Origin of the sequence: Actinosynnema sp. NPDC023794, assembly GCF_040639675.1 — a bacterium.
Classification (GTDB): domain Bacteria; phylum Actinomycetota; class Actinomycetes; order Mycobacteriales; family Pseudonocardiaceae; genus Actinosynnema; species Actinosynnema luteola.
Map to the genome: position 1 here is coordinate 85,416 of NZ_JBFAFR010000021.1, position 26,067 is coordinate 111,482.

27 protein-coding genes are annotated in these 26,067 nt (G+C 71.7%); 15 read left to right on the plus strand and 12 right to left on the minus strand.

The genetic code is table 11. The annotated features are described in order from the left end of the window. From AB0H12_RS32015 to AB0H12_RS32035, 5 genes are all read right to left on the minus strand, one after another. Positions 1-666 (minus strand): adenosylcobinamide amidohydrolase, encoded by a 666-nt coding sequence (locus tag AB0H12_RS32015; RefSeq protein WP_499628069.1) that lies wholly within the window; start codon positions 664-666, stop codon positions 1-3. Continuing rightward, positions 663-941: a GNAT family N-acetyltransferase gene (locus AB0H12_RS32020; protein ID WP_499628071.1), complete on the minus strand. Its 279-nt coding sequence runs from the start codon at positions 939-941 to the stop codon at positions 663-665. Before AB0H12_RS32020 ends, AB0H12_RS32015 begins: the two co-directional genes overlap by 4 nt. 290 nt (positions 942-1,231) lie before the next feature. Continuing rightward, positions 1,232-2,161, minus strand: a complete 930-nt coding sequence (locus tag AB0H12_RS32025; protein WP_499628074.1) for a hydroxymethylglutaryl-CoA lyase — start codon at positions 2,159-2,161, stop codon at positions 1,232-1,234. Then, positions 2,148-2,678 (minus strand): PH domain-containing protein, encoded by a 531-nt coding sequence (locus AB0H12_RS32030; RefSeq protein WP_499628076.1) that lies wholly within the window; start codon positions 2,676-2,678, stop codon positions 2,148-2,150. Before AB0H12_RS32030 ends, AB0H12_RS32025 begins: the two co-directional genes overlap by 14 nt. 45 nt (positions 2,679-2,723) lie before the next feature. Beyond that, positions 2,724-3,512 carry a biotin--[acetyl-CoA-carboxylase] ligase gene (locus AB0H12_RS32035; protein WP_499628078.1) on the minus strand — a complete coding sequence of 263 codons (789 nt, stop codon included), beginning with the start codon at positions 3,510-3,512 and terminating at the stop codon, positions 2,724-2,726. 230 nt (positions 3,513-3,742) lie between these two features. Between AB0H12_RS32035 and AB0H12_RS32040 the strand changes: the two genes are divergently transcribed. Then, on the plus strand, positions 3,743-5,374 hold the full coding sequence (locus AB0H12_RS32040) for an acyl-CoA carboxylase subunit beta (RefSeq protein WP_499628080.1): 1,632 nt from the start codon (positions 3,743-3,745) through the stop codon (positions 5,372-5,374). Continuing rightward, the gene (locus AB0H12_RS32045; RefSeq protein WP_499628082.1) at positions 5,371-5,583 is read left to right on the plus strand and encodes an acyl-CoA carboxylase subunit epsilon; all 213 of its coding nucleotides are present in this window, start codon (positions 5,371-5,373) and stop codon (positions 5,581-5,583) included. The genes AB0H12_RS32040 and AB0H12_RS32045 overlap by 4 nt, the downstream gene beginning before the upstream one ends. A 126-nt stretch (positions 5,584-5,709) precedes the next feature. Here AB0H12_RS32045 and AB0H12_RS32050 read toward each other — a convergent pair whose 3' ends face one another. After that, positions 5,710-6,114 carry a hypothetical protein gene (locus AB0H12_RS32050; RefSeq protein WP_499628084.1) on the minus strand — a complete coding sequence of 135 codons (405 nt, stop codon included), beginning with the start codon at positions 6,112-6,114 and terminating at the stop codon, positions 5,710-5,712. Between the two features lie 184 nt (positions 6,115-6,298). Here AB0H12_RS32050 and AB0H12_RS32055 point away from each other — a divergent pair, with 184 nt between their 5' ends. Together AB0H12_RS32055 and AB0H12_RS32060 are read left to right on the plus strand one after the other, a co-directional pair. Next, a complete protein-coding gene (locus AB0H12_RS32055) occupies positions 6,299-6,907 on the plus strand; it encodes a Maf family protein (RefSeq protein WP_499628085.1) in 609 nt (202 codons plus the stop codon). Positions 6,908-7,085: 178 nt separating this feature from the next. Next, positions 7,086-8,408 (plus strand): dicarboxylate/amino acid:cation symporter, encoded by a 1,323-nt coding sequence (locus AB0H12_RS32060; RefSeq protein ID WP_499628086.1) that lies wholly within the window; start codon positions 7,086-7,088, stop codon positions 8,406-8,408. A gap of 125 nt (positions 8,409-8,533) precedes the next feature. Here AB0H12_RS32060 and AB0H12_RS32065 read toward each other — a convergent pair whose 3' ends face one another. Next, positions 8,534-9,010: a hypothetical protein gene (locus AB0H12_RS32065; RefSeq protein ID WP_499628088.1), complete on the minus strand. Its 477-nt coding sequence runs from the start codon at positions 9,008-9,010 to the stop codon at positions 8,534-8,536. Positions 9,011-9,323: 313 nt separating this feature from the next. On the opposite strand from AB0H12_RS32065, the gene AB0H12_RS32070 reads away from it, so the two are divergent. From AB0H12_RS32070 to AB0H12_RS32110, 9 genes are all read left to right on the plus strand, one after another. Beyond that, on the plus strand, positions 9,324-11,105 hold the full coding sequence (locus AB0H12_RS32070) for an acetyl/propionyl/methylcrotonyl-CoA carboxylase subunit alpha (RefSeq protein ID WP_499628090.1): 1,782 nt from the start codon (positions 9,324-9,326) through the stop codon (positions 11,103-11,105). Between the two features lie 10 nt (positions 11,106-11,115). Next, the gene (locus AB0H12_RS32075; RefSeq protein WP_499628092.1) at positions 11,116-11,505 is read left to right on the plus strand and encodes a DUF1707 SHOCT-like domain-containing protein; all 390 of its coding nucleotides are present in this window, start codon (positions 11,116-11,118) and stop codon (positions 11,503-11,505) included. Then, a complete protein-coding gene (locus AB0H12_RS32080) occupies positions 11,502-12,374 on the plus strand; it encodes an HAD family hydrolase (RefSeq protein ID WP_499628094.1) in 873 nt (290 codons plus the stop codon). Before AB0H12_RS32075 ends, AB0H12_RS32080 begins: the two co-directional genes overlap by 4 nt. 9 nt (positions 12,375-12,383) lie before the next feature. Then, the gene (locus AB0H12_RS32085; RefSeq protein WP_499628095.1) at positions 12,384-12,824 is read left to right on the plus strand and encodes a GNAT family N-acetyltransferase; all 441 of its coding nucleotides are present in this window, start codon (positions 12,384-12,386) and stop codon (positions 12,822-12,824) included. A 6-nt stretch (positions 12,825-12,830) separates the two neighbouring features. Then, positions 12,831-13,418, plus strand: coding sequence for a DUF3558 domain-containing protein (locus AB0H12_RS32090; RefSeq protein WP_499628097.1), 588 nt, complete (start codon positions 12,831-12,833; stop codon positions 13,416-13,418). 114 nt (positions 13,419-13,532) lie between these two features. Further along, the gene (locus AB0H12_RS32095) at positions 13,533-13,910 is read left to right on the plus strand and encodes a transcriptional regulator (protein ID WP_230570428.1); all 378 of its coding nucleotides are present in this window, start codon (positions 13,533-13,535) and stop codon (positions 13,908-13,910) included. Between the two features lie 28 nt (positions 13,911-13,938). After that, positions 13,939-15,234, plus strand: coding sequence for a PPE domain-containing protein (locus AB0H12_RS32100; RefSeq protein WP_499628100.1), 1,296 nt, complete (start codon positions 13,939-13,941; stop codon positions 15,232-15,234). Next, positions 15,234-16,028 carry an ESX secretion-associated protein EspG gene (locus AB0H12_RS32105; protein WP_499628101.1) on the plus strand — a complete coding sequence of 265 codons (795 nt, stop codon included), beginning with the start codon at positions 15,234-15,236 and terminating at the stop codon, positions 16,026-16,028. Before AB0H12_RS32100 ends, AB0H12_RS32105 begins: the two co-directional genes overlap by 1 nt. Positions 16,029-16,179: 151 nt before the next feature. Next, positions 16,180-17,097 (plus strand): DUF559 domain-containing protein, encoded by a 918-nt coding sequence (locus tag AB0H12_RS32110; protein ID WP_499628104.1) that lies wholly within the window; start codon positions 16,180-16,182, stop codon positions 17,095-17,097. Positions 17,098-17,198: 101 nt separating this feature from the next. On the opposite strand, the gene AB0H12_RS32115 is transcribed toward AB0H12_RS32110, so the two are convergent. Then, positions 17,199-17,648 carry a gamma-glutamylcyclotransferase family protein gene (locus AB0H12_RS32115; RefSeq protein WP_499628106.1) on the minus strand — a complete coding sequence of 150 codons (450 nt, stop codon included), beginning with the start codon at positions 17,646-17,648 and terminating at the stop codon, positions 17,199-17,201. 136 nt (positions 17,649-17,784) lie between these two features. On the opposite strand from AB0H12_RS32115, the gene AB0H12_RS32120 reads away from it, so the two are divergent. After that, a complete protein-coding gene (locus tag AB0H12_RS32120) occupies positions 17,785-19,188 on the plus strand; it encodes an NAD(P)H-quinone dehydrogenase (protein WP_499628108.1) in 1,404 nt (467 codons plus the stop codon). A gap of 87 nt (positions 19,189-19,275) precedes the next feature. Here AB0H12_RS32120 and glpK read toward each other — a convergent pair whose 3' ends face one another. Together glpK and AB0H12_RS32130 are read right to left on the minus strand one after the other, a co-directional pair. Beyond that, a complete protein-coding gene (gene glpK, locus AB0H12_RS32125; protein WP_499628110.1) occupies positions 19,276-20,781 on the minus strand; it encodes a glycerol kinase GlpK in 1,506 nt (501 codons plus the stop codon). 14 nt (positions 20,782-20,795) lie between these two features. Then, the gene (locus AB0H12_RS32130; RefSeq protein WP_499628111.1) at positions 20,796-21,536 is read right to left on the minus strand and encodes an MIP/aquaporin family protein; all 741 of its coding nucleotides are present in this window, start codon (positions 21,534-21,536) and stop codon (positions 20,796-20,798) included. A gap of 182 nt (positions 21,537-21,718) precedes the next feature. Here AB0H12_RS32130 and AB0H12_RS32135 point away from each other — a divergent pair, with 182 nt between their 5' ends. Further along, a complete protein-coding gene (locus AB0H12_RS32135; protein ID WP_499628113.1) occupies positions 21,719-23,449 on the plus strand; it encodes a glycerol-3-phosphate dehydrogenase/oxidase in 1,731 nt (576 codons plus the stop codon). Positions 23,450-23,490: 41 nt separating this feature from the next. Here AB0H12_RS32135 and AB0H12_RS32140 read toward each other — a convergent pair whose 3' ends face one another. Then, positions 23,491-24,753: an amidohydrolase gene (locus tag AB0H12_RS32140; RefSeq protein WP_499628115.1), complete on the minus strand. Its 1,263-nt coding sequence runs from the start codon at positions 24,751-24,753 to the stop codon at positions 23,491-23,493. Then, a complete protein-coding gene (locus tag AB0H12_RS32145) occupies positions 24,750-25,916 on the minus strand; it encodes a M20 family metallopeptidase (protein ID WP_499628117.1) in 1,167 nt (388 codons plus the stop codon). Before AB0H12_RS32145 ends, AB0H12_RS32140 begins: the two co-directional genes overlap by 4 nt. Positions 25,917-26,067 lie beyond the last annotated feature (151 nt).

The window sequence follows — 26,067 nt, forward strand, 5'->3', positions numbered from 1 at the left end:
TCAGCCGTCGCCGGGCATGGTCGTCGGTCGCGCGTTGGACGTTACGACCCGTATCCCGGTTCCCGCCCGTTCCAGCGAAATACCGGCGTGGACGGCGCGGTGCACCGTTCGGGCCAACGCCGAGCCGATCACCGACCGCGGCCCGCCGTAGGGCTCGACCGGTCCGTCCGCCGGGCACAGCAGGACGACCGCGTCGGTGACCGTCCCGGTGCCCGGCACGCCCGCCTCGCCCAACGCCTGCGCCTTGGCCTCGGCGACCGCGGCGACCGCGTTCACCAGGGCCGCGTCCGCCAACCGCACCGGCAGCACGCACACCGCGTTGATCGTGCCGACGCTCGGCAGGCCGTCGGCGGGCGGCCCGGCGGCCCACGTCGGGTGCACGCCGATCCCGGTCGTCACCCACGACCGCACACCGCCGTCGGCCTCCGGCACCACGTCCCGCACGTCGACGGCGGTGAGCAGCCCGGTGCCGGGCCCGGTCAACCCGAGGTCGGCCGCGATCTCGGCGACGTGCGCGTCCGGGTCGAGGCGCGCGTAGTCCTCGGGCACGGTCGCGTTCAGCGCCCAGTGCCGCACGCCGAGCCCGCCGCCGTGCGGGCCGGACGAGATCGCCGGCAGCGGCTTCGGCAGCCGCCAGACCAGGACGCCGGGGTGCCGTTCGATCACGTCGCGAGCCGCACGAGCGCCCGGTTCGCGCCCCGGCGCTCCACCAGCTCGAACCCCGCGTCGGTGAACATGCCGAGCGTGCCGTGGTACAGGTCGCCGGAGCCCTTCTTCGCACCGGCGGTGTCCACGGGATAACCCTCGACGGACCGCGCGCCGCGCTCCCGCGCGTACCCGACGGCGTGCTCCAGCAACACCGCGCCCAAGCCGCGTCGGCGGGCGGTGCGGTGGACGAAGAAGCACGTCACCGACCACACGTCGGTCAGGTCGTCGTCCACCGGGGGCCGCCACCTTGGTGCGCGCCAACCGGGCGTAGCCGAGCCGGGGAGCGACCGCGACCCACCCGACCGGCCGCTCGTCGTCGTCGATCGCCGGCAACCCGACCGGCGCGCCGGACCCGACGCGGGAGCGCAGCAGCTCCTTGTTGCCCGCCGAACCGTTGGCCCGCATCTCGGCGTTGGTCTGGAGGAACCACGTGCACCAGCACCCGGACTGCGCGCCGTTGGGCCCGAACAGCTCCTCCAGCGACGGCCAGGTCCGCGGTGTCAGCTCGACCACCCGCACCGCGCTACCCCCGCAGCGCCCGGACCACCCGCGACGGGCTCGGCCGACCCAGCCGCTCGGCCATCCACGCGCTGGTGTCGGCGAGCTTGTCCAGGTCGACGCCGTGCGCCACGCCCAGCCCGTCCAGCATCCACACCAGGTCCTCGGTGGCGAGGTTGCCGGTCGCGGACCCGGCGTACGGGCAGCCGCCCAACCCGCCCGCCGACGAGTCGATCGTGCGCACGCCCGCCTGCATCGCGGCCAGCGTGTTCGCCAACGCCTGCCCGTACGTGTCGTGGAAGTGCACGGCGAGCCGGTCGACGTCGTCGAACCCGGCCAGCAGCGCGGTCACCTGGCCCGGCGTGGCCACGCCGATCGTGTCGCCCAGCGAGAGCTGGTCGCAGCCCATGTCCAGCAGCCGCTTGCCGACGCCGACGACCTGCTCGCGCGGCACGGCGCCCTCCCACGGGTCGCCGAAGCACATCGACACGTACCCGCGCACCGCCAAGCCCTCGGCCTTGGCGCGGGACACGACCGGGTCGAACATGGCGAACTGCTCGTCCAGCGACCGGTTCAGGTTGCGCCGGGCGAAGGTCTCGGTGGCGCTGGCGAAGATCGCGACGTGGTCCACGCCCGCCCGCAACGCCCGCTCCAGCCCGCGTTCGTTGGGCACCAGCACCGGGTAGCTCACGCCGGGGCGCTTGACCAGGCCGGCCAGCAGCTCCTCCGCGTCGGCCAGCTGCGGCACCCACTTGGGGTGCACGAAGCTCGTGGCCTCCAGCACCGTGCCCCCCGCGTCGGCCAGCCGGTCGAGGAACTCCAGCTTGGTGTCGAGCGGCACGACCTCGGACTCGTTCTGCAGCCCGTCCCGCGGCCCGACTTCCCAGATCGTCACGCGGTCGGGCAGACCGCCCGCGCCGACCGTGTCCGGCAGACCGACTTCACGCGCGCCCATCTGTGACCCTGTCCTCCGTCCGGTGGTCGTCGGCCGGGTTGTCGTTGATCTCCCGGTAGAGCAGCGAGTGCACCTTCTCCACCCGCGGGATGTCGTCGAACTCCAACGGCTCGTCCGAGGCCGACTCGATGATCAGCGTGCCGCAGCCGAGCAGCCGGTCCACCAGGGTGTGCTCGAAGCGGACGCTGTTGACGCGGCCGAGCGGGATGTCCAGGCCGGTGCGCTTGACCACGCCGATCCGGTACATCACGCGCTCGCTGGTGATGATGAAGTGCGTGGTGCGCCAGCGGATGACCGGCGCCAGGGTCAGCCAGGCGACGAGCACCGCGACGATCGCCGCGAGCGCGATCCAGGCGATCGGGGCCCAGCTGAAGCCGGACACCTGCACCGCGAGGTAGGCGCCGACACCGACCGCGACGAGGAGCACGAGCACCGGGACGACCAGCGTCTTCCAGTGCGGGTGCCGGTGGATCACGACGTGCTCACCGGTGCTGAGCAGGTCGTCCGGGTAGGCCACGACGGTCCCCTTCGGTGGCTCGGCTCGCCTCGGGTGCGGCTCGCCTCACCGTACCCGGAGGTGCACCACGTCCCCGGCGGAAACGGAGCGGTCGACGCCCGCGTAGTCGCGCACCACCAGCGTGCCGTCGGTCTCCAGGTACCGGGCCGTGCCGACCAGCGCCTCGCCCCCGGCCAGCTCCACCCGCACCTGGCTGCCGAGCGTGGTGCAGTGCCGCCGGTACTCCTCGCGCAACGACGGCTCGTCGCCGTCCGCCCGCCGCCACTGCTCCTCCAGCGCGGCCAGCTCGCGCAGCAGCGTGATCGCCACCTCGGTGCGGTCCAGCGGTCCGGCGTGGTCCTCGAGGCTGGTCGGCAGCAGACCACCCGCGCCCGGCTCGACGTCCTCGGGCAGCTTCGCCACGTTGAGCCCGATGCCGACGACCACCGCCTGCGCCACGCCCGCCCTGGTCTCGGCCAGCACGCCCGCCGCCTTGGCGTCACCGACGAGCAGGTCGTTCGGCCACTTCAGGGACGCCTCGACGCCGACGCTCCGCGCCGTGCGGACCAACGCCACGCCCGCCAGCAGCGTCACCCACGGCAACCTCGCCGGCGTCACGTTGGTCGGGCGGAACAGCACGCTCAGGTAGAGGCCGCCGGCGGGCGACGTCCAGCCGCGGCCCCGCCGACCTTGGCCCGCGGTCTGCCGTTCGGCGATCAGGACGGTGCGGTCGTGTGCGCCCCGGCTCGCCGCGTCACGCAGGTCGTTGTTCGTGGAACCGGTCTCGGCGACGACGTCGACCGTCGCGTAGGGGCCGATGAGAGCGGAGCGGAGGGCGGTGGCATCCAAGGTCACGGCTCGCACCTTAGGAGCGACGCGGCCGGCCCGCAGGGTCCGCGTGGGACCGCGGGTCCGCGCCGGAAGTCGCGACCCGCCCCACGCGCTTGTCGGAGCGGTGTGGATCGCGGGGCGGGTCGCGGGGTCAAGCCTGCAACCTCCACCGCGCTGGAGGTCAACTTCCCGTCCAGTGACCTGGGCTACTACCGCCACGCGCGTTCGTTACCCGCTGGTTAAGCTGCGGCGCTATGAGCAGTGCGACCGCCCCCGATGGCGAGGAGCCGGACGTCCACACCACGGCCGGGAAGCTCGCCGACCTCTACCGGCGCAACGAGGAGGCCGTGCACGCCGGTTCGGCGCGCATGGTCGAGAAGCAGCACGCCAAGGGCAAGAAGACCGCCCGCGAGCGCATCGGACTGCTGCTGGACCCGGGCTCGTTCGTCGAGCTGGACGAGCTGGCGCGGCACCGCTCGACCAACTTCGGGCAGGAGCGCAACCGGCCCTACGGCGACGGCGTGGTGACCGGCTACGGCACCGTCGACGGCCGCCCGGTGTGCGTGTTCAGCCAGGACGTCACGATCTTCGGCGGCTCGCTCGGCGAGGTGTACGGCGAGAAGATCGTCAAGGTCATGGACCTGGCGATCAAGACCGGCCGGCCGATCGTCGGCATCAACGAGGGCGGCGGCGCGCGCATCCAGGAGGGTGTCGTCTCGCTCGGCCTCTACGGCGAGATCTTCCGCCGCAACGTGGCCGCGTCCGGCGTCGTGCCGCAGATCTCGCTGATCATGGGCGCGAACGCGGGCGGCCACGTCTACTCGCCCGCGCTGACCGACTTCGTGGTCATGGTCGACCAGACCTCGCACATGTTCATCACCGGCCCCGACGTGATCAAGACCGTCACCGGCGAGGACGTCGGCTTCGAGGAGCTCGGCGGCGGGCGCACGCACAACACCAAGTCCGGCAACGCGCACTACCTCGGCGACAACGAAGAGGACGCCATCTCCTACGTCAAGGAGCTGCTGTCCTACCTGCCCGCCAACAACATGTCCGAGCCGCCCGTCTTCGACGCGCCGGACGACCTGGTGCACGGCTCGGTGGAGGACTCGATCACCGACTCCGACCGCGAGCTCGACACGCTCATCCCGGACTCGGCGAACCAGCCGTACGACATGCACGAGGTCGTCACCCGCGTGCTGGACGAGGGCGAGTTCCTGGAGGTCCAGCCGCTGTTCGCGCCGAACATCCTGGTCGGCTTCGGCCGGGTGGACGGCCACTCGGTCGGCATCGTGGCCAACCAGCCGACCCAGTTCGCGGGCTGCCTGGACATCGACGCCTCGGAGAAGGCGGCGCGGTTCGTCCGGACCTGCGACGCGTTCAACATCCCGGTGCTGACGTTCGTGGACGTGCCCGGCTTCCTGCCCGGCACCGACCAGGAGTGGAACGGCATCATCCGGCGCGGCGCGAAGCTGATCTACGCCTACGCCGAGGCGACCGTGCCGCTGGTCACCGTGATCACCCGGAAGGCCTACGGCGGCGCGTACGACGTGATGGGGTCCAAGCACCTGGGCGCGGACATCAACCTGGCGTGGCCGACGGCGCAGATCGCGGTCATGGGCGCGCAGGGCGCGGCGAACATCGTGCACCGCAAGGCGTTGGCGGCGGCCGCGGCTTCGGGGGAGGACGTGGACGCGCTTCGGGCCCGTTTGCAGCAAGAATACGAAGACACCCTCTGCAACCCTTACGTGGCGGCCGAACGCGGCTATGTTGACAGTGTGATCCCTCCCTCTTTCACGCGTTCGTACGTCGCCAGGGCGCTGGCGGTGCTGCGCGACAAGCGCGAGGCACTGCCGCCCAAGAAGCACGGGAACATCCCGCTGTGAGCGCGGCGCCGCACCTCCGGGTGGTGCGAGGCAACCCGGACGACGTCGAGTTGGCCGCCGTGACGGCGGTCGTGGTCGGCCTGGCAACGGCCGGCGGTCCCGTCGAGGACGAGCCGCGCCGGTCGGCGTGGTCGGACAAGTCCAGGCAGGTGCGGCGACCGCTGCCGCACGGCCCCGGCGCGTGGCGCGCCTCGACCCTGCCCCGCTGAGCACACCGCGAGGTCGCCGTGTCGCGTTGCCGCTGCTCCGCAGACGGCGGCTCGGACGCCTGGAAGTCGGACGTTCGCGTCCTCGCGTGGGGGTCACCTGCGCACGCGACTCCAGCGGCGGCCCGGTCAGGCACAATCCACCCGGCGTGAGTTGACTTGCGCGCCGTCGCCGAGGACGGAGACCTCGCGGCAGCGCGACCCGTCCGGCACGTGCACGCGCACCCGCATCCACACGGCGCCGGCGCCGACCCGCGCCTCCAGCACCTCGACGCCCTCGGCGGCCACCGCCGAGGGCACTGCGTCGAGCCGCCGCAAGGCCCGCGCGATGGACGTCACCTGGTCCATCACCTGGTACTCGACGCGGTCGCTGCCGTTCGCGAACGGCCAGAACGGCACGCCGTACCCGACCGGGTCCGTCGACACGACCCGGCCGGTCAGGACGAGGACCAGGACGGCCGGGACCGCCCAGAGCCACCGGTACCGGCCTCGACCCCGGTCGTTCCGGCGGACCACCAGAGCCAAACGCTGCACACCCCGAGGCTGCCGAACGCCGTGACAGCGCGCATCGGTAGTTCTACGCACCGCGTGCGCGACGACGTCCCGAAGTCGCCTGAGCTGGGGTTTCCGCTTCGGGATCACGCACGGGTCCCGAAGCGAACCCGGCCGGCCGCCGTCCGTTGGGGTGTCCACCCGGCCGCGCCCTAGGCTGCACGGCGTGCGCTTCGTCCTCGCCTCCCAGTCCCCCGCCCGCCTGGCCGTGCTGCGTGCCGCCGGTGTGGAGCCCGTCGTCCGCGTGTCCGGCGTCGACGAGGACGCGCTGGCCGCCTCCCTCGCCGACCCGACCCCGGAAGAGCTGGTCACGGCCCTGGCGACGGCGAAGGCCGAGGCGATCGCCCGGGACGAGGACGACGACGCGGTGATCGTCGGCTGCGACTCGATGCTGCGCACCGCCGACGGCGAGGTGCACGGCAAGCCCGGCACGGTCGAGGTCGCGCGCGAGCGGTGGAAGAAGATGGCCGGCACCACCGGCGCCCTGCTGACCGGGCACGCCGTGCTGCGGCTGAGCGGCGGGCGGGTCGTGGCGCGCGCCGTCGGGCACGAGACGACCGCGGTCCGGTTCGGCCGCCCGGCCGACGACGAGCTCGAGGCGTACCTCGCGACCGGGGAGCCGCTGGCGGTCGCGGGTGCCTTCACGCTCGACGGCCTGGGCGGCTGGTTCGTGGACGGCATCGACGGCGACCCGTCCAGCGTCATCGGCATCAGCCTGCCGCTCACGCGCGAGCTGCTGCGTCAAGTCGACGTCAAGGTGTCCGACATCTGGTAGCCGTTGTCACATTTTCCCTGATCCGGGAAGCTCCTCGAAGGCCTTTCGCGTTGGGGGAGCTGTGGGTGAACTGCTGACGCGCCGCCGTCACATCGACTTCGGGCGCAGGACGAACACGGGTTGTCGCGGCTGACGCCGCCCCCGTCGTCCACCCCTGCGCAGCCAACCCGGAGCAGTCGTGTCGTTCGTCCGCAGTTATACGAAGCCGAAGGTGTTCGGCTTCACCGTCCTCGCCTCGCTCGTCCTCGGCGCCCTGGCGGGGTACGTCGCCAAGACCACCGACCAGGCGTGGCTCACCACCACCCTCGGTTCCATCGGCGACGTCTTCACCAGCCTCCTGCAGTTCACCGTCATCCCCCTGGTGTTCACCGCGATCGTGGTGGGCATCACGAGCCTGCGCAGGCTCGGCAGCTCGCGCGCCGCGCGGCTGGGCGGGAAGACGCTGCTGTGGTTCGCCATCACGTCCCTGATCGCCGTGCTGATCGGCCTGGCCATCGCGTTGATCTTCAAGCCGGGCGCGGGCGTGCAGGTCGAGCCGTCCGCGGCGGCGGTGGAGAAGCTCGCCGCGCGTGACCCGGGCTCGTGGAGCACGTTGCTGGAGACCCTGATCCCGTCCAACCTGTTCAGCGCCTTCACCGAGGGCGAGGTGCTCCAGGTCGTGTTCATCGCGGTGCTGGTCGGCTTCGCCGCGTACGCGCTGGGCGAGAGGGCCACGCCGTTCGTCACGCTGACCCGGTCGGCGTTCGACCTGATCCAGAAGATCGTCGGCTGGATCGTGCTGCTCGCGCCGGTCGGCGTGTTCGGCCTGATCGGCACGGCGTTCGCGACGTACGGCAACTCGTTCGTCCAGCCGTTGTTCTCGCTGATCGCGTCGGTGTACGGCGGGTCGTTGCTGGTGCTGTTCGTGGTGTACCCGCTGCTGCTGCGGTTCGTCGGCCGGGTGTCGCCGGTGACGTTCTTCGCCAAGGCGTGGACCGCGATCCAGTTCGCCTTCGTGTCCCGCTCGTCGGGCGCGACGCTGCCGTTGAGCAGGCAGACCACCGCCAACCTCGGCGTGGACGACGACTACGCGTCGTTCGCCGTGCCGCTGGGCACCACCACGAAGATGGACGGTTGCGCCGCCGTGTACCCCGCCATCGCCACGGTGTTCATCGCGAACCTGTTCGGCGTGCAGCTGGGCCTGTGGCAGTACGTGGCGATCGTCGCGGTCGCCGTGTTCGGCGCGCTTGCCACGGCGGGCACCACCGGCTGGTTCACCATGCTGACGCTGACCCTGGGCGCGGTGAACATGCCGCCGGAGGTCATCGCCACCGGTGTCGCGGTCGTCTACGCGATCGACCCGATCCTGGACATGGTCCGCACGGCCACCAACGTGACCGGCCAGATCACCGTCCCGGTCCTGGTCGCCCGCTCCGAGGGCCTGCTGGACGACGAGGTCCTCAACACCCCGAGCGACCCGCCGCTCCTGACGGGCCCCCGCCCCACCCCCGTCCCCGCCTGACCTCAGGACTCACGTGACGCGGACGTAGGACTCTCGCGCTCTGGACGTAGGACTCTCGCGAGAGTCCTACGTCCGCGTCGCGAGAGTCCTACGTCCAGAGCACCTGAATCCAACGCTCAGGACGGTCACGCGCCGCAGTGACGCAGGTCGGACGGGTCCGGCGCGACGGTCGGCCAGCCCGGCAACGACTCCGCCGCGCGCACGACCGGCGTGCACCCCAGCTCACCGCCGCCACCGGCGAGCGAGAACACCTGCGCGAACCACCGCGAGCAGTCCACGCCCGCCTGGCACGCCCGCTGCACGGCCACCACGTCGGCGACCGCGTCGTCGTCCACGTCGCGCAGCGCCAAGTACGCCCCGCTGGCCACGTACGGCACCTGCGCCCGCGACCACGCGCCCGACCGGCGGACCAGCACCTCCCCGAGCACCTCGCCGCCGACCTCGCCCCGCACCAGGCACACCGCGACCTCGGCGTCCACGCACTGCAGCGACGACGCGTCGATCCGGGCCCCCGAAGTCGCGATGGTCAACTCGAAGATGTTCGGCCCGGACGCGCCGCTGGTCCGGATCCGGCCCGCGCCCTCGCCGACGACCAATTCCACTGAATCGACACCGACCTCCTGTTTCACCACCGAACGGCACGCCGTCGTCCCGCACCGCAATTCGTCCTGCGGTGTCACGGCACCGGGGTCGGTGGCCGCGGTGGGCCGCAGTGACCAGGCCATGACCAGTCCCGCGACGGTGATGAGCACAGCTGCGCAAGCTGTCAGAAGCGCGGCGACGGGCGGGCGTGTCACGATTCCCGATTGTTCCACCCAAGCGTGACTTGTCTCTCGGTCTCCGAGTACTGACGGGTCACTAAACTCCACGACCATTGCCGCTCCCAGTCCCAGCGTTGCCAGGAGGTAGGACGTCGTGTCGCTGCGCAAGGTCCTCGTCGCCAACCGCGGTGAGATCGCCGTCCGGGTCATCCGTGCCTGCCGAGACGCCGGCCTGACCAGCGTCGCCGTGTACGCCGACCCGGACCGGGACGCCCCGTTCGTCCGGTTGGCGGACGAGGCGTTCGCCCTGGGCGGCAGCACGCCCGGGGACAGCTACCTCTCCATCGACAAGATCCTCGACGTGGCCAAGCGCGCGGGCGCGGACTCGGTGCACCCCGGTTACGGCTTCCTGTCCGAGAACGCGGACTTCGCCCAGGCGGTGCTCGACGCGGGCCTGATCTGGATCGGGCCGACCCCGCAGGCCATCCGCGACCTCGGCGACAAGGTCACCGCGCGGCACATCGCGATGCGCGCGGGCGCGCCGCTGGTCCCCGGCACCAAGGACCCGGTCTCCGGCCCGGACGAGATCATCGCGTTCGCCGAGGAGCACGGTCTGCCGGTCGCGATCAAGGCGGCGTTCGGCGGCGGCGGCCGTGGCCTCAAGGTGGCGCGCACGCTGGAGGAGATCCCCGAGCTGTTCGACAGCGCGGTGCGCGAGGCCGTCACGGCGTTCGGCCGCGGCGAGTGCTTCGTCGAGCGCTACCTGGACAAGCCGCGGCACGTCGAGGCGCAGGTCCTGGCCGACCAGCACGGCAACGTCATCGTCGTCGGCACGCGTGACTGCTCGTTGCAGCGCCGCCACCAGAAGCTGGTCGAGGAGGCGCCCGCGCCGTTCCTGACCGACGAGCAGCGGGCCGAGATCCACCGGTCGGCGCGCGCCATCTGCAAGGAGGCCGGCTACCACGGCGCCGGCACGGTCGAGTACCTGGTCGCGGTGGACGGCACGATCTCGTTCCTCGAGGTCAACACCCGCCTGCAGGTCGAGCACCCGGTCAGCGAGGAGACGGCGGGCGTCGACCTGGTGCGCGAGCAGTTCCGCATCGCCGCCGGCGAGGTGCTGCGGTTCACCGAGGACCCCACCCCGCGCGGCCACTCGATCGAGTTCCGGATCAACGGCGAGGACGCGGGCCGCAACTTCCTGCCCGCGCCCGGCACGGTCACCACGTTCTCCGCGCCGTCCGGTCCCGGTGTCCGGGTGGACGCGGGCGTGGAGAGCGGCACGGTCATCGGCGGCCAGTTCGACTCGTTGCTGGCCAAGCTGATCGTCACCGGCGAGGACCGGGCGCAGGCCCTGGAGCGGGCCCGGCGCGCGCTGGACGAGATGGTGGTGGAGGGCATGGCGACCGTGCTGCCGTTCCACCGCGCGATCGTGCGCGACCCGGCGTTCGTCGGCTCCGAGGACGGCTTCACCGTGCACACGCGGTGGATCGAGACCGAGTTCGACAACACCATCGCGCCGTTCACCGACGGCGCGGAGGCCGAGGAGGACGAGCCGCGGCAGACCCTGGTGGTCGAGGTCGGCGGACGTCGGCTGGAGGTCTCGCTGCCCGGTGACCTGGCGTTCGCCGGCGGTGGTGGCGGCGGCGGTGGCGCGGCCAAGGCGGGCGTGAAGGCCAAGCCGCGCAAGCGCGGCGGCGGCAAGGGCGGCGCGGCGGTCTCCGGTGACGCGGTGGCCGCGCCCATGCAGGGCACGATCGTCAAGGTCGCGGTCGAGGACGGCCAGCAGGTCGAGGCCGGCGAGCTGATCGTCGTGCTGGAGGCCATGAAGATGGAGAACCCGGTCACCGCGCACAAGTCCGGCGTGGTCACGGGTCTGGCCGCCGAGCCGGGCGCGGCGGTCACCCAGGGCACGGTCATCTGCGAGATCAAGGAATAGGCTCACCTGTGTGAGCGAGCGGGACATCCGGATCGGCGACGCGGAGCGCGAGCACGCGCTCGAACTGCTCGGCACGCACCTCGGCGAGGGGCGGCTGAGCATGGACGAGTACGGCGACCGCTCCGCCCGCGTCGCCACCGCGAAGACCCGGGGCGACCTGTACGCGTTGTTCAGCGACCTGCCCGCGCCACGGCCGCGGTTCACGCAGGTCGAGCCGCCTCCGTCGGGTTCGACGGTGTCCGCGCGACGCGGGTTCCCGCTCGAGTTCCGGGTCAGCAGCGCGGCCGTGACGGCGGTCGCGATCATCAGCGTGGCGTTGTTCTTCCTGGCCAAGACGCCGTTGGTGTTCCTGCTGATCCCCGCGGCGATGCTGCTGATCGGCCGGATGGGCAGGCGTTGAGCGCGCCGTCGCTGCTGCTGCTCGACCTGGACGGCGTGCTGCGGCGGTTCCCGCCGGACGGGCCGGTCGAGGACGGTTTCGGCCTGCCGCGCGGCACGTTGGCGCGGGTGTCGTTCGCCCTGGCCGGTCCCGCGACCGCCGGCCGTGCCACGGACGAGGAGTGGCGCGCGGCCGTGCGGGAGCAGCTGGTCGTCGAAGGGCTCTCGCCGGCTCGCGCGGCGGACGCCGTGGCGGCGTGGACGCGGACCGGCGAGGTGATCGGCGAGGCGTTGGACCTCGTGCGGCGGGTGCGCGGGCGGTGCCGGGTGGCGTTGCTGTCCAACGCGACCGACCGGCTGCCGCGCGACCTGGCGGCGTTGGGGCTGGACCGCGAGGTCGACGCGGTCGTGTCGTCCGCGCGGCTCGGGGTGGCCAAGCCGTCGCCCGAGGCGTTCCGGCGCGCGTTGCGGGTGCTGCAACACTCGCCGTCGGGGACGTTGTTCTGCGATGACAACGCGGTGAACGCGGAGGCGGCGCGGACGATCGGCATCGACGCCGTGCACACGCCGGACTTCGCCGCGTTGCACGGGGCGCTGTCGTCGCGCGGCTTGTTGGACGACGGCGTCGGCTCCGGTCCGCCCGGGACCGCGGGTCCGTTGTTGCTGGTCCTGCACGACCGTGACGACGCGGAGGAAGCCGCGCGGGAGCTGGGCGCGGCCGGCTGGGCGCCGTGCGCGGTGCACAAGGACGTGCTGGCCGGCGAGGACGACCTGGAAGACGCCGACTGGGTCGTGGAGTTGACCACCGGTCCCGACGACCGTCCCGCGTCCGCCCACCGAGGCCTGCTCGAAGAGCTGGCCGGGCGCTACGACGGGTTCGTCACGGACTAGTCTCCGCGCATGGAGGGCGTCGAGATCAACGCGGGTGAGTTCTACCTGCGCCAACTCCGCGCGGACGACCGCGTCGACGACCGGCCGGCGTTGGTCGGCGGTGGCCTGCACCCCGACTTCGACGCGGCCGGCGCGCACATCGCCGAACGCGCGGACCAGTGGCACGCCGACGAATGCTGTTCCTGGGCCGTGTGCGACCAGCTCACCGGGACGGCCGTCGGCGAGATCTCCCTGTCCCGCACCGGCGAGCTGCACTGCTGGATCACACCTGACCTGCGCGGCAAGGGCATCGCGACACACGTGACCGCCGCCGTGCTGCGGTTCGGTTTCGGGTTCCTCGACCTACCGCTGATCACCGCCAGACCCCCGGACGACGCGGCCCGTCGCGTGGCCGCGAAGTGCGGCTTCACAGCCGAGGGTCCACTTGGCGTGTGGACCCGGCTACGGTAGGTGTCCATGAGGGCTGCTCAGGTGCTCACCGCCACGCTCTGCGCGTTGGCGATGGCCTCCTGCACGCCCGTTCCGGACAAGAAGGCCGACGGCCGGGTCGACGAACCGCTGCCCGCCACGACGACCACCGTGCTGTCGTTGCCACCGAGGCCGCGGGAACTGCGGTTGGACGACGTCGACCCGTGCGCGGTGCTCTCACCCGAACAGCGCATCGCGCTGAGCCTGGACAACCCGCCGAGCGCGTATGTGGAAGCGAGCTTCGGCAACGCGAAGGCGTGCACCATGCGCAGCAACATCAGCGGGAACGTCGTCCGGCTGGCGCTCGTCACAGTGGAGGGCGTGGGCGTGTGGCTCAGCGAGAACGCCCAGGTGCACGCCGAGCAGACCGCGGTGGCCGGATTCCCCGGCCTGACCGTGCGGACGCCCGGCATGGACAACGTGTGCAACGTCGAGGTGGACGTCGCGGAGGGGCAGTTCCTCGACGTGATGTTCCGCGACGGCGGTAACGAAAGAGCGGCGAAGCAAGACACTCTGTGCCAAGGGGCGCAACGGGCGGCAGAAGCGGCAGTAGCCGGTTTGCTGCAACGGCGCTGATCCACGCGGGGGATGTGTGCTCCACCCACTCCCCGCTGTCGGACCGGGTGGCTAGAGTGACCTTGCGCGAGAACGGAATGGCGCGACGGGAACGAGGAAGGCGGGAGGTTGTCCATGCCGTCGGAAGACCACGGCCACGGCGCTGACACGGGCTCACCACCGCCCCTGTCGCACACGTTGAACGTCGAACCCAGCGCGATCCCCAGTCTGCGCAACGCGTTCGCGGGCGCGTTGTCGAAGCTGGACGAGCAGATCGAGCAGGCCATCACCGAGGTCAGGGTCCGCCCGTGGGCGGGTGACCCGGTGAGCCAGGACGCCGCGGAGCGGTTCAACGAGCGGTCGCTCGAATCGGGCGACTCGGCGCTGATCGCGTTGGAGAACTACCAGCGGCAGCTCAAGTCGGCCATGGACGCGCTCACCCTGGTCGAGCAGCAGTACCAGTCCATCGAAGAAGACAACACCGGGTTGATGGGACAGCAGGGCAGCCGCTGAGCGCCCGGCGCAGGCAAGGGGAGCGTTCATGCCCGATGGACACCGCTGGAGCGGGTACAGCCACGAAGAGCTGTACGAGCAGATCAACTCGGGGCCGGGGCCCAAGGCCTCGCACGCCTCGATGGAGCGGTGGCAGGGCGTCTCCGCCGCGTTGACCGAGATCAACGCCGAGCTGCACCGCGGCGTGCTGAAGTCCGGCGCGTCCTGGGAGGGTTCGGCCGCGGACAAGGCGCGGACGGGCATCAACCCGCTGGCCGCGTGGGCGGACGACGCCCGTGCCGGCGCGGAGGTGATGCGCATCTCGGCCGAGCTGCAGGCGGACTACATCGCCAAGGCGCGCGCGGACATGCCGCCGCCGGTGAAGGTGACCGCGGAGGAGCCGAACCTGCTCGTCAGCGCGTTGACCAACCTGGTCGGCGGGCAGACGGACTACGAGCAGCAGGAGAAGGCGCGCAACGCGGCCGAGCAGCGGGCGCGCGAGGTCATGACGACCTACGCCTCCAGCACCGTGTCGAACACCAGCACGTTGGGGCAGTTCCACCAGCCGCCGCAGTTGGTGATCAGCACGCCCGAGGTGGTGCGCAACGACGCGGCGGGTGTGTCCGGGCCCGGTTGGGGTTACGGCGGTCCGCGCGGTGGGCGTGGCGGCGGTCGGGGCGGGTGGCGTGGCGGTCGCGGCGGTGGCCGTGGCGGCTACTCGGGTCCGCGCCCGGCGGCGCAGCCCTCGTTCGGCGGGTCGACGGGGACGTCGTCGGCCGGGACGACCGGTTCCACCAGGGCTTCGTCGGCCGCCTTACCCGCGTCGGCGTCTGGTTCGGGCGTGTTCGGGCCCGGTGGTGTGGTCGGTGGCGGCGGTGCGGGTGGTCAGCAGGACAAGGATCGTCGCAAGGCGTCGTCTTCGTCGTCGTCCTCCTCCGACACGACGAACGGGCAGCACGCCGCCGGTGCCAACCAGCAGCTGCTGCCCGGTGCGGGCGGTGGGCCGTTGCTGCCCAGCGGCACGACGTCGGTGAGCTCGGTGGAGATCGGGGCGTTCGCGGCCAGCACGCAGCACGCGGCGACGGCGGGGCCGGGCGGGTCGACGGGCTCGATGCTCGGCGCCGGCGGCCAGGTCGGCGGCAACGACACCGTGCACAAGCGCACCGTCGCGGCGCCGCCGCAGCCCGCGTTCGACCCGTTCGGCGGTCTGGGTGCGGCTCGTGGCGCGGAGGAGGAAGAAGAGGCCACGCACGACGCCGCCGACTACCTTCGGGAGACGGACGACATCTACGGCATCGGCGGGATCATCTCGCCTCCGGTGATCGGGGAGAGCACCACCCACTGATGACGACGTTCGGCTTGGACTTGGGCAGCAACGACCTGCGCGAACCCGTGACGATCTCGGCGCTGGAGTTCGACGTGCTCTGGGAGCACCTGCGGCTGGAGACCATGCCGCTGGTGCTCAAGGTGCCGTCACCGGGCAAGACGCACACCGAGCGTGCCGAGTTGGAGCGGCAGGCGTGGAGCGGGCTGGACCGGCGCGGCCTGGGTCGGCCCGTGTCGCTGGACCCGATGCTGGAAGACCTGCTGCACCTGCTCAACCGGCCGCAGCAGGAGGTGGACGGGCGCTTGTGGCTCGGCCACAGCGTTCGCGTGCTGGCCGCGGCCAAGGGCCAGTCCGGCGTCCTGGCGGTCCTCTCGCACGACCAGCTGACCCTGCGCCCGGCGTCCGCCGAGGGCCTCCCGCGCGAGGCCCTCTCCGTCCTCCCGCCGCTGTCCGCGGGCCCGGGGCACTCCGTGACGCTGCCGAGCTCCGACCTGGACGCCGCGGCGGCTCACGCCAACACGCCGGACGACCTGTACCAGGCCCTGCTGGCGCGCGGCATCCGCCAGGAGGACGCCCGCACCCTCGCCGACATGTTCCGCGACGTGGGCAACCGCGGCCAGTTCGGCGCCGCGAGCCGTGACAAGTGGGGCAAGCGCGTCCGCCACGAGCACGTCGTGTCGTTCTTCGACAACCCCCAGGGCCGCTACATCCAACTGCGCCGGGCCACCCCGGGCCAACAACCGTGGAGCACCGTCTCCCCCGTCGACACCCGCCGCCTGATCCAACACCTGGAATCCCTCACCACCCCCTAACCGGCGTGTCGAACCTTCAGGACTCGCGTGTCGAACACTCAGGTCCGCATGTCGAACCTCCAGAACCCCTGAGTTCAACGCTCAGGTCGAGGGGCGTCCCACGGTCGGGTGAACCGTGTACGGATCGACGGTCCCCGCCACTCGGTTGTGCATGATCGAACTACCTCCAGGCCTCCACGGGGCCTACTCGCGCACCCGTCTGCACAACCACCTCGGCGCCAAGTCGCTGCGCAACGCCATCGCCGACGGCCGCCTGGTCAGCTACTGCCGAACGGTCGTCATCCAACGGGAACGGATGGCGAACCTGCACACCCGGGCCGCTGCGGCGCTGCTCATGGCTGGGCAAGGCGCCGCGCTGGCGAGCCACACGGCGGTGTGGCTGCACGGCTGCACAGCGGCGGACACGAATCGCGTCCACCTGATGATGGGCTACGAGCGCAAACTCCGACCACGCCCGGATGTCGCGGTCCACTACGACAGCTACGACCCCGCGGACGTGGTCGACATCGACGGTCTGCGCACCATGGTGCTCGACTACGCTCTCGCCGACCTGCTGTGCCGGGGACGCCACCGTTCCACGGCCCTGGCCTGCGCGGATCAAGCACTCGGCGCCCTGCCGCCGCAGCAACGAGCCGCGTTCAAGGCCGACCTCGCGGTGCGCATCGCGGCACGTCGTGATTTCCGCGGCCGACGCCAAGGCGTGTTCCTCTTGGACCTGGCCACGGGCCTGCCCGAGTCCCCGCCGGAGAGCACGCTCCTGCTGATGATCGCCGAAGCGGGCTTCCCGCTGCCCGAGCCGCAGTACTCGGTCCGCGATCTGGACGACCAGGAGATCTGGCGGCTGGATCTCGCCTGGCCGGACCACCGCGTGGCCGTGGAGTACGACGGCTACGCGGCACACGTCGGCAAAGCCGAAGCCGACCAAGCCCGTGACGAGGACTTGCGGCGCCGCGGCTGGAAAGTGCTCCGGGCCGACGTTTCGGACCTGCGGAACCCCGTTCGCCTGTTCCGGCAGCTGAGTGTCGAGCTCAGCAGTCCTGCACGCAGGGCTCGCGCGTTCCGAACGTAGAACTCACGGGACCTGAGCGTTCGACACTCGGGACCTGAGCGTTCGACACGCCGGTCCCGAGTGTTCGACACGCGGGACCTGAAGGTTCGACACGCCGGGGGTCAGGGGCCGATGCCTTGGCAGGGGCGGGTGCGGAGGTCGGAGACGTAGTCGTCGGGGGCGCCCGCGGCTTCGGCGGCGTCGGCCACGACGCCGATGTAGCGGGCGGAGGGCAGACCTCCCTCGTAGGCGTCCAGGACGTAGAGCCAGGCGGTCACCGAGCCTTCCAGGGTCTGGACGCGCAGGCGGATCTTCTTGTAGAGCCCGAGGGCGCCTTCCCAGCGGTCGAGGCGGGACTCGTCACGCGGGCTCACGTCGTAGAGCACGCAGAACACCTGCGTGTCGGGGTCCTCGACGATGGTGGCGAGCGCGCCCTCCCAGCCCAGGTCCTCGCCACCGAACGTCAGACGCCATCCGGCGAGCCACCCGGTCCCCGCCATCGGGGAGTAGGGGGCTCGCTCCATCATCTGGTTCGGGTCCATGTTGGACCCGTACGCGGCATAGAGCGGCACGACGACAGCCTAGCGACCTCGCGATCACCGCGAGGTACCAGAAGACCGGACGACACACCCCGACACCCGACCGCGTACGGTTACCAGCGGCTGCAACCGGCGCAAACAGCGCCGAAGACCACGAGGAGGACGTGTCGTGACCCGCATCGTCATCATGGGCGGTGGCCCCGCAGGTTACGAGGCGGCACTGGTCGCGGCCCAGCACGGGGCCGACGTGACCATCGTGGAACGCGAGGGCCTCGGCGGCGCCTGCGTGCTCTACGACTGCGTGCCGTCGAAGACGTTCATCGCCTCCGCGGGTGGCCGCAGCGCCTTCCGCAACGCCGGTGAGCTGGGCATTCGCACCGACAACGCGGAAGCGGCGGTCGAACTGCCGGTCGTCCACGGACGGGTGAAGGGCCTCGCGCTCGCCCAGTCCGCCGACGTCCGGGCCCGCCTCCAGCGCGAGGGCGTGCGGATCGTCAACGGCGTCGGCAAGTTCTGCGACAACGCGCCCGGCCTCGCCCAGCACGAGGTCGTGGCCATCGCCGAGGACGGCACGAAGGAAGTCCTCCCGGCCGACGTGGTGCTCATCGCGACCGGCGCGACCCCGCGCGTGTTGCCCGGCGCCGAGCCCGACGGCAAGCGGATCCTGACCTGGCGGCAGATCTACGACCTCCCCGAGTTGCCGGAGCACCTGGCCGTCATCGGATCGGGTGTCACCGGTGTGGAGTTCGCCTCCGCGTACACCGAGCTCGGCGTGAAGGTGACCATGGTCTCCAGCCGCGATCGGGTGCTCCCCCACGAGGACGCCGACGCAGCCGTGGTGCTGGAGGACGTGTTCGCCGAACGCGGCACGGCGGTCGTCAAGCACGCCCGCGCGGACCGGGTCGAGAACGTCGGCGACGGCGTCCTGATTCACCTGGAAGACGGTCGCACGATCGAGGCGAGCCACGCCCTGATGACGGTCGGCTCGGTCCCGAACACCGCCGACCTCGGCCTGGACAAGATCGGCATCGAACTCGGCCGCGGCGGGTACATCCCGGTGGACCGGGTGTCGCGGACGAACATCGCCGGCGTCTACGCGGCGGGCGACTGCACGGGTCTGCTGCTGCTCGCGTCCGTCGCCGCCATGCAGGGCCGCATCGCCATGTGGCACGCGCTGGGCCAGGGCGTGAGCCCGATCAGGCTCAAGACGGTCGCGGCGAACGTGTTCACCAACCCCGAGATCGCGTCCGTCGGCATCAGCCAGCAGGCGATCGACTCCGGCGAGGTGCCCGCGCGCACCATCATGCTGCCGCTGGCCACCAACCCGCGGGCCAAGATGGAAGGCCTGCGGCGCGGCTTCGTCAAGCTGTTCTGCCGCCCGGCGACGGGTGTCGTCATCGGCGGCGTCGTGGTCGCGCCGAACGCCAGCGAGCTGATCCTGTCGATCACGCTCGCCGTGCAGAACCAGCTCACGGTGGACGACCTGGCGACCACGTTCTCGGTCTACCCGTCGCTGACCGGCTCGATCACCGAGGCCGGTCGCCAGCTCATGCGCCACGACGACCTCGACTGAGGCGAGAACGGCGCAGGACGACGGGCGCGAGGCCGGGGGCCGAGCCCGGAGAGGGCGCCGCTCACGGACGAGCGGCGCCCCCGACCGTCACTCCACCCAGTCGAAGGTCCTGGTCACGGCCTTCTTCCACTGCGCGTAGGTCTGGGCCCGGGTGTCGTCGTCCATGGCCGGGTCCCACTGCTTGTCCTGCGCCCAGTTCTGCCGGATGTCGTCCTCCGACTCCCAGAACCCGACCGCCAGCCCCGCCGCGTAGGCGGCGCCGAGCGCGGTCGTCTCGTTGACCACCGGCCTGATCACCGGCACGCCCAGGATGTCCGCCTGGAACTGCATCAGCAGCTCGTTCACGACCATGCCGCCGTCGACCTTCAACGACTTCAGCGGCACGCCCGAGTCGGCGTTCATCGCGTCGATCACCTCACGGGTCTGGAACGCCGTCGCCTCCAGCACCGCGCGGGCCAGGTGGCCCTTGTTCACGAACCGGGTCAGGCCGACGATCGCGCCACGCGCGTCCGAACGCCAGTACGGCGCGAACAAGCCGGAGAACGCGGGCACGAAGTACGCGCCGCCGTTGTCCTCCACCGTGCGGGCGTGCTCCTCGATCTCGGCGGCCGTCGTGATCATCCCGAGGTTGTCGCGCAGCCACTGCACCAACGAGCCCGTCACCGCGATCGAACCTTCGAGCGCGTACACCGGCGCCTGCGAGCCGATCTTGTAGCAGACGGTGGTGAGCAGGCCGTTCTCGCTCATCACCTTGTCCGTGCCCGTGTTGAGCAGCACGAAGTTGCCGGTGCCGTAGGTGTTCTTGGCCTCGCCCGGCGACAGGCACGCCTGCCCGAACGTCGCCGCCTGCTGGTCGCCGAGGATGCCCGCGATCGGCACGCCGGCCAGCGCGCCGCGCTCCCGGACCTTGCCGTACTCCTCGGACGAGGACCGGATCTCCGGCAGCATCGACAGCGGCACGCCCATGTCGGCCGCGATGCCCTCGTCCCAGCTCAGCGTGTCGAGGTCCATCAGCAGCGTGCGGGACGCGTTGGTGGGGTCGGTGACGTGCACGCCGCCGTCCACACCGCCGGTCATGTTCCACAGCACCCACGTGTCCATGTTGCCGAACAGCAAATCACCGGCCTCGGCACGCTCGCGCGCGCCCTCCACGTTGTCCAGGATCCAGCGGATCTTGGGACCGGAGAAGTACGTCGCCAGCGGCAGGCCGGTCTTGTCCCGGTACCGCTCCTGCCCGCCGCCGAGAGCCGCCAGGTCCTGGCAGATCCTGTCGGTGCGGGTGTCCTGCCAGACGATCGCGTTGTAGACCGGCTGCCCGGTGGTCCTGTCCCAGACGAGCGCGGTCTCGCGCTGGTTGGTGATGCCGACGGCGGCGATGTCCGCGGTGTGCAGGTCGGCCTTGGCCAACGCGCCCGCGGCCACCTGCCGGGTGTTGGCCCAGATCTCGTTCGCGTCGTGCTCGACCCACCCGGCCTTGGGGAAGATCTGCTCGTGCTCCTTCTGGTCGACGGAGACCACGCGGCCCGAGTGGTCGAAGATCATGCACCGGGTCGACGTCGTGCCCTGGTCGATCGCGGCCACGTGCTTCGTCATGCGCTGGAGTCCTTTCAGACCGGGAGAACCAGGTACAGGAGACCGGCGAGCAGGCCGCCGACCAGCGGTCCGACCACCGGCACCCAGGCGTAGCCCCACTCGGCGCTGCCCTTGTCGCGGATGGGCAGGATCGCGTAGGCGATGCGCGGCCCGAGGTCGCGGGCCGGGTTGATGGCGTAGCCGGTCGGCCCGCCGAGCGAGGCGCCGATGCCGATGACGACGAACGCGACGCCGGCGTAGCCGAGGGCGGAGTTGCCCAGCTGCGGCACGCCGTCCGCCGCCCCCTTCGCGGCCGGGCTCAGCAGGACCCACGCGACCAGCACGAACGTGCCGATCACCTCGGTGACGACGTTCCAGCCGGCCTTGGGGATGGTCGGGCCGGTGCAGAAGATGCCGCGCGTGCCCGCCGGGTCGTCGTGCGCGTCGAACTGCGCCTTGTAGGCCAGCCACGCGAGCACGGCGCCGATGAACGCGCCGACCATCTGCCCGGCGAAGTAGACGGGCACCTGGTCCCACGGTGTCTTGTCCGCGACGGCCAGGCCGAGGGTCACCGCCGGGTTGAGGTGCGCGCCGCTCGGCGCGGCGATGCTGGCGCCCGCGAAGACCGCGAAACCCCAGCCGATGTTGATCAGGAGCCATCCGCCGGCATTGCCCAGCGTGTCCTTCAGGACCACGTTGGCGACGACACCCGCACCCAGCAGGATCAGGATCGCGGTGCCCAGCACTTCCCACACGAAGATCGAGCCACTGCTCACTCGCCGACCTCCTCGCCTTGGCAGGAGGCAGCGCGGTCCGGGTCCGGCGGCGCTGCCCACCCCACAACGGTGGTTGACGCTAGTTCCGTCCAGATCGGTTGTCCACGGGTGGCGTACCAGCGGGTAACGTGGTCGAGTCAGTCCTGGTCCGCCCGGTCGGTTCGAGCATCAGGGAGGCGTCAGTGGCCACGCGCGAGCAGTACCCCTCCACCGCGGGCCGGCTGGGTCCGCTCGAACGCTCGACGTCCTGGGACCGGCTCGGCGCGGAGACGTTCGACCTGGTGATCATCGGTGGTGGCGTGGTCGGCGTCGGCGCCGCGCTGGACGCCGCGACGCGCGGCCTGCGGGTGGCGCTGGTCGAGGCGCGCGACCTGGCCTCGGGCACGTCGAGCCGGTCGTCCAAGCTGTTCCACGGCGGGCTGCGGTACCTGGAGCAGCTGGAGTTCGGGCTCGTGCGCGAGGCGCTGCGGGAACGCGAACTCATGCTGACCCGCCTGGCCCCGCACCTGGTCAAGCCGGTGCCGTTCCTGTACCCGCTGACGCACCGCGGGTGGGAGCGGCCGTACACCGCGGCCGGGCTGCTCATGTACGACACGATGGGCGGCGCGCGGTCCGTGCCCGGGCAGAAGCACCTGACCAGGGCAGGCGCCCTTCGGCTCGTGCCCGCGTTGAAGCCGTCGGCCCTGATCGGCGGGATCCGGTACTACGACGCGCAGGCGGACGACGCGCGGCACACCATGATGGTCGGCCGAACGGCGGCGCACTACGGGGCGGTCGTGCGGACGTCCACGCAGGTCGTGGGCTTCCTGCGGGAGGCGGACCGGGTGTCGGGCGTGCGGGTGCGCGACGTGGAGGACGGGCGGGAGACGTCCGTGCGGGCGCACGCGGTGATCAACGCGACCGGGGTGTGGACCGACGAGCTGCAGCGGCTGTCCGGCAGTCGCGGCCGGTTCCGGGTGCGCGCGTCGAAGGGCGTGCACATCGTCGTGCCGCGGGACCGGATCGTGTCCGAGTCGGGGTTGATCCTGCGCACGGAGAAGTCGGTGCTGTTCGTGATCCCGTGGCGGAATCACTGGATCGTGGGAACGACCGACACCGATTGGAACCTGGACCTGGCTCACCCCGCGGCGACCCGGTCGGACATCGACTACATCCTGGAGCACGTCAACTCGGTGCTGGCGACGCCGTTGACGCACGACGACATCGAGGGCGTGTACGCCGGGCTCCGGCCGTTGCTGGCGGGTGAGAGCGAGTCGACGTCGAAGCTGTCGCGCGAGCACGCGGTGGCGAGGGTGGCGCCCGGGTTGGTCGCGATCGCCGGCGGGAAGTACACGACGTACCGGGTGATGGGGGCCGACGCGGTGGACGCGGCCTCGGTCGACCTGCCGGGGCGGATCCAGCCGTCGATCACGGACAAGGTGCCGCTGATCGGGGCGGACGGCTACCACGCGCTGGTGAACCAGGCGGACCAGTTGGCGGCCCGGTACGGCCTGCACCCGTACCGGGTGCGGCACTTGCTGGACCGCTACGGGTCGTTGGTGCACGAGGTGCTGGGGTCGGCGGACGCGGAGCTGCTCAAGCCCGTGCCGGGCGCGCCGGACTACCTGCAGGTGGAGGTGGTCTACGCGGCGTCGCACGAGGGCGCGTTGCACCTGGAGGACGTGCTGACCCGGCGGACCAGGATCTCGATCGAGTACCCGCACCGGGGCGTGGAGTGCGCGTTGCCGGTGGCCCGCCTGATCGCCGGTGTGCACGGCTGGGACGACGCCATGGTGGCGCACGAGGTGTCGGTCTACACGGCCCGGGTCGACGCCGAGCGGGCGTCTCAGACGGAGCCGGACGACCAGGCCGCCGACGCCGTCCGCTCGTCCGCGCCCGAGGCCCGGCCGGAGATCGTGGAGCCGGTGAGCTGACCGAGACGCGGCGCCCGGACGAGCCGGGCGCCGCTGTGCGGTCAGGCCAGCGCCGCCAGGGCCGCGTGCACCATCACGCGCACGCCCACCAGCAGGGCGCGTTCGTCCAGGTCGAAGCCGGGCTGGTGGAGGTCCTTCTGCTTGCCGACGCCGTCCCAGACGCCCAGGCGGGCGAACGAGCCCGGCACGTGCTCCAGGTACCAGCCGAAGTCCTCGCCGCCCGACGACTGCTCCGTGCCGGCCAGCGCGTCCTCGCCCAGCGCCGCCTCGACGCCCGCGCGCAGCAGCATCGTGCTCTCCCGGTCGTTCACGACCGGTGGGACGCCGCGCCGGTGGTGCAGGTCGAAGCCGACGCCGGTCGGCGCCAGCAGCGCGCCCACCAGCTCCTTGATCAGCGGCTCCAGCTCGGCCCAGATGTCGCGGTCGCCGGTGCGCAGGGTGCCGCGCAGCACCCCGTCCTGCGGCACGGCGTTCGGGGCCTCCCCCGCGTGCACCGCGCCCCACACGAGGACGGTGCCCGAACGGGGGTCCACGCGGCGGGACAGCAGGCCCGGCAGTCCCGTGATCACGGTGCCCAGCGCGTGCACCAGGTCCGCCGTCAGGTGCGGCCGGGACGTGTGGCCGCCGGGTGAGGTCAGGCGCAGCTCCAGCATGTCGCTCGCCGAGGTGATCGCGCCGATCCGGGTGCCGATGCGGCCGACCTCCAGCCGCGGGTCGCAGTGCAGGCCGAAGATGCGCTCCACGCCGTCGAGGCCGCCCGCCGCCAGCACGTCCAGCGCGCCGCCCGGCATGACCTCCTCGGCGGGCTGGAACACCAGGCGGACCCGTCCGGGCAGCTCGGTGGCCGACGCCAGCGCCAGCGCCGCGCCCAGCAGCACGGTGGTGTGCGCGTCGTGCCCGCAGGCGTGCGCCACGCCGTCCACAGTGGACGAGTACGGGGCGCCGGTGTTCTCCGGCAGGGGCAGCGCGTCGATGTCCGCGCGCAGCGCCACGCAGCGCGGTCCGGAGCCGACGTCGCAGACCAGGCCGGTGCCGCCGGGCAGGATGCGCGGCTTGAGGCCGGCCGAGCGCAGCACGTCGGCGATCAGCTCGGTGGTGGCGAACTCGTGCCGGGAGAGCTCCGGGTGCGCGTGGAGGTGCCGGCGCCAGGCGACGACCTCGGAGGCGTTCGCCGCCAGCCAGTCGTCGAGCCACGAGGGTCCGCGACCCTCACCGGGATCATCCACAGGGGCAATGCTGACCCCGCGATCGGTCAACAGCACCTCGGCACCCTCCTCCGGCGGACGCGAGTCCAGGACCGTCATGCCACACCCGCCAGCAGTCGAGAGCGCTGCGCACCGTCGGTGGCAGCGGAAATTGTGGTCCAGGCGAGTGCGAGCGCCCCGTCGAGGACGGCTCGGTCGGCCGAGGCCGACGCACAGGCGGTCGCGAACTCGATTTGGTGGTTCACCGCGTCTCCGCAGTCGATGGCGATGGTCGGGTGGATGGCCGGCAGCGCACGGGTGATGTTGCCCATGTCGGTGCTGCCGATCTTCTCCTTGAGCTCCTCCTCGGGGCTCAACGGATGCCTGCCCAGCTCGATCGCGGCGCGCCGGTAGGCGTCCGCGAGCCAGGGGTCCGGGCTCAGCTCGGCGTACACCGGCGAGACCTTCACGACCTCGTGGGTGCAGCCGGTGGCGATGGCGCCCGCCTCGAAGCAGCGGTTCATCCGCTCCTCCAGCCGGCGCAGCGAGTCGAGGTCGTCGGCACGCAGGTCGAACATCGCCGACGTGCGCGCGGGCACGACGTTGGGCACGGTGCCGCCGCGCGTGACGATGCCGCTGACCATCTGGCCCGGCTCCAGGTGCTGGCGGGCGAGCCCGATGGCGACCTGGGCGACCGTGATCGCGTCGGCGGCGTTCACACCCAGGTGGGGCGCGGCGGCGGCGTGCGACGGCTTGCCCGTGTAGTGGACCTCGACGTCGGTGATGGCGAGCGATCGCGCGGCCACGGCCTCGTACGGGGCCGGGTGCACCATCATCGAGAACGCCACGTCGTCGAATACCCCGCGTTCGAGCATCAGCACCTTGCCGCCGCCGACCTCTTCCGCCGGGGTGCCGATCACCCGGACGGTGAGGCCGAGCTCGTCGGCCAGGTCACGCAGGGCGAGGGCCGCTCCGGCCGAGGCGGCGGCGATGACGTTGTGCCCGCACGCGTGGCCGACCTCGGGCAGCGCGTCGTACTCCGCGCACAGCCCCAGCACCAGCTCGCCGGAGCCGAACGACGCGGTGAACGCCGTCTCCAGGTCCGCGACACCGCGGTCGACCTCGAAGCCCTCGGCGGCCAGCAGGTCGGCGACCTTGGCCGCGCTGCGGTGCTCGGCGAACGCCTGCTCGGGCTCCGCGTGGATGCTGCGGGAGAGGTCTACCAGCGCATCCGAGTACCGCTCGACGGCCGAGCGTGTGCTCATCTTGAAGTCGGTACCCATTTGCGTCCATCCTGCATCACGGTCCGGCGGGCACGTCGCACCCCTGGTTGATCAACCGGCAACCGGTCGCGGCGATGCGCCAAGCGGTGCTCGATTTTCGGTCAGACCGATCACGCCCGCGCGACCGTGCGCGTTCGCGCAGGCCATGCTA

Bases quoted from the DNA above. Each gene is read 5' to 3' on its own strand.
- AB0H12_RS32025 (WP_499628074.1), bottom strand. From the start codon at position 2,161: ATGGGCGCGCGTGAAGTCGGTCTGCCGGACACGGTCGGCGCGGGCGGT.
- AB0H12_RS32040 (WP_499628080.1), top strand. From the start codon at position 3,743: ATGAGCAGTGCGACCGCCCCCGATGGCGAGGAGCCGGACGTCCACACC.
- AB0H12_RS32085 (WP_499628095.1), top strand. From the start codon at position 12,384: ATGGAGGGCGTCGAGATCAACGCGGGTGAGTTCTACCTGCGCCAACTC.
- AB0H12_RS32090 (WP_499628097.1), top strand. From the start codon at position 12,831: ATGAGGGCTGCTCAGGTGCTCACCGCCACGCTCTGCGCGTTGGCGATG.
- AB0H12_RS32095 (WP_230570428.1), top strand. From the start codon at position 13,533: ATGCCGTCGGAAGACCACGGCCACGGCGCTGACACGGGCTCACCACCG.
- AB0H12_RS32100 (WP_499628100.1), top strand. From the start codon at position 13,939: ATGCCCGATGGACACCGCTGGAGCGGGTACAGCCACGAAGAGCTGTAC.
- AB0H12_RS32105 (WP_499628101.1), top strand. From the start codon at position 15,234: ATGACGACGTTCGGCTTGGACTTGGGCAGCAACGACCTGCGCGAACCC.
- AB0H12_RS32110 (WP_499628104.1), top strand. From the start codon at position 16,180: ATGATCGAACTACCTCCAGGCCTCCACGGGGCCTACTCGCGCACCCGT.
- glpK (WP_499628110.1), bottom strand. From the start codon at position 20,781: ATGACGAAGCACGTGGCCGCGATCGACCAGGGCACGACGTCGACCCGG.
- AB0H12_RS32140 (WP_499628115.1), bottom strand. From the start codon at position 24,753: ATGACGGTCCTGGACTCGCGTCCGCCGGAGGAGGGTGCCGAGGTGCTG.
- AB0H12_RS32145 (WP_499628117.1), bottom strand. From the start codon at position 25,916: ATGGGTACCGACTTCAAGATGAGCACACGCTCGGCCGTCGAGCGGTAC.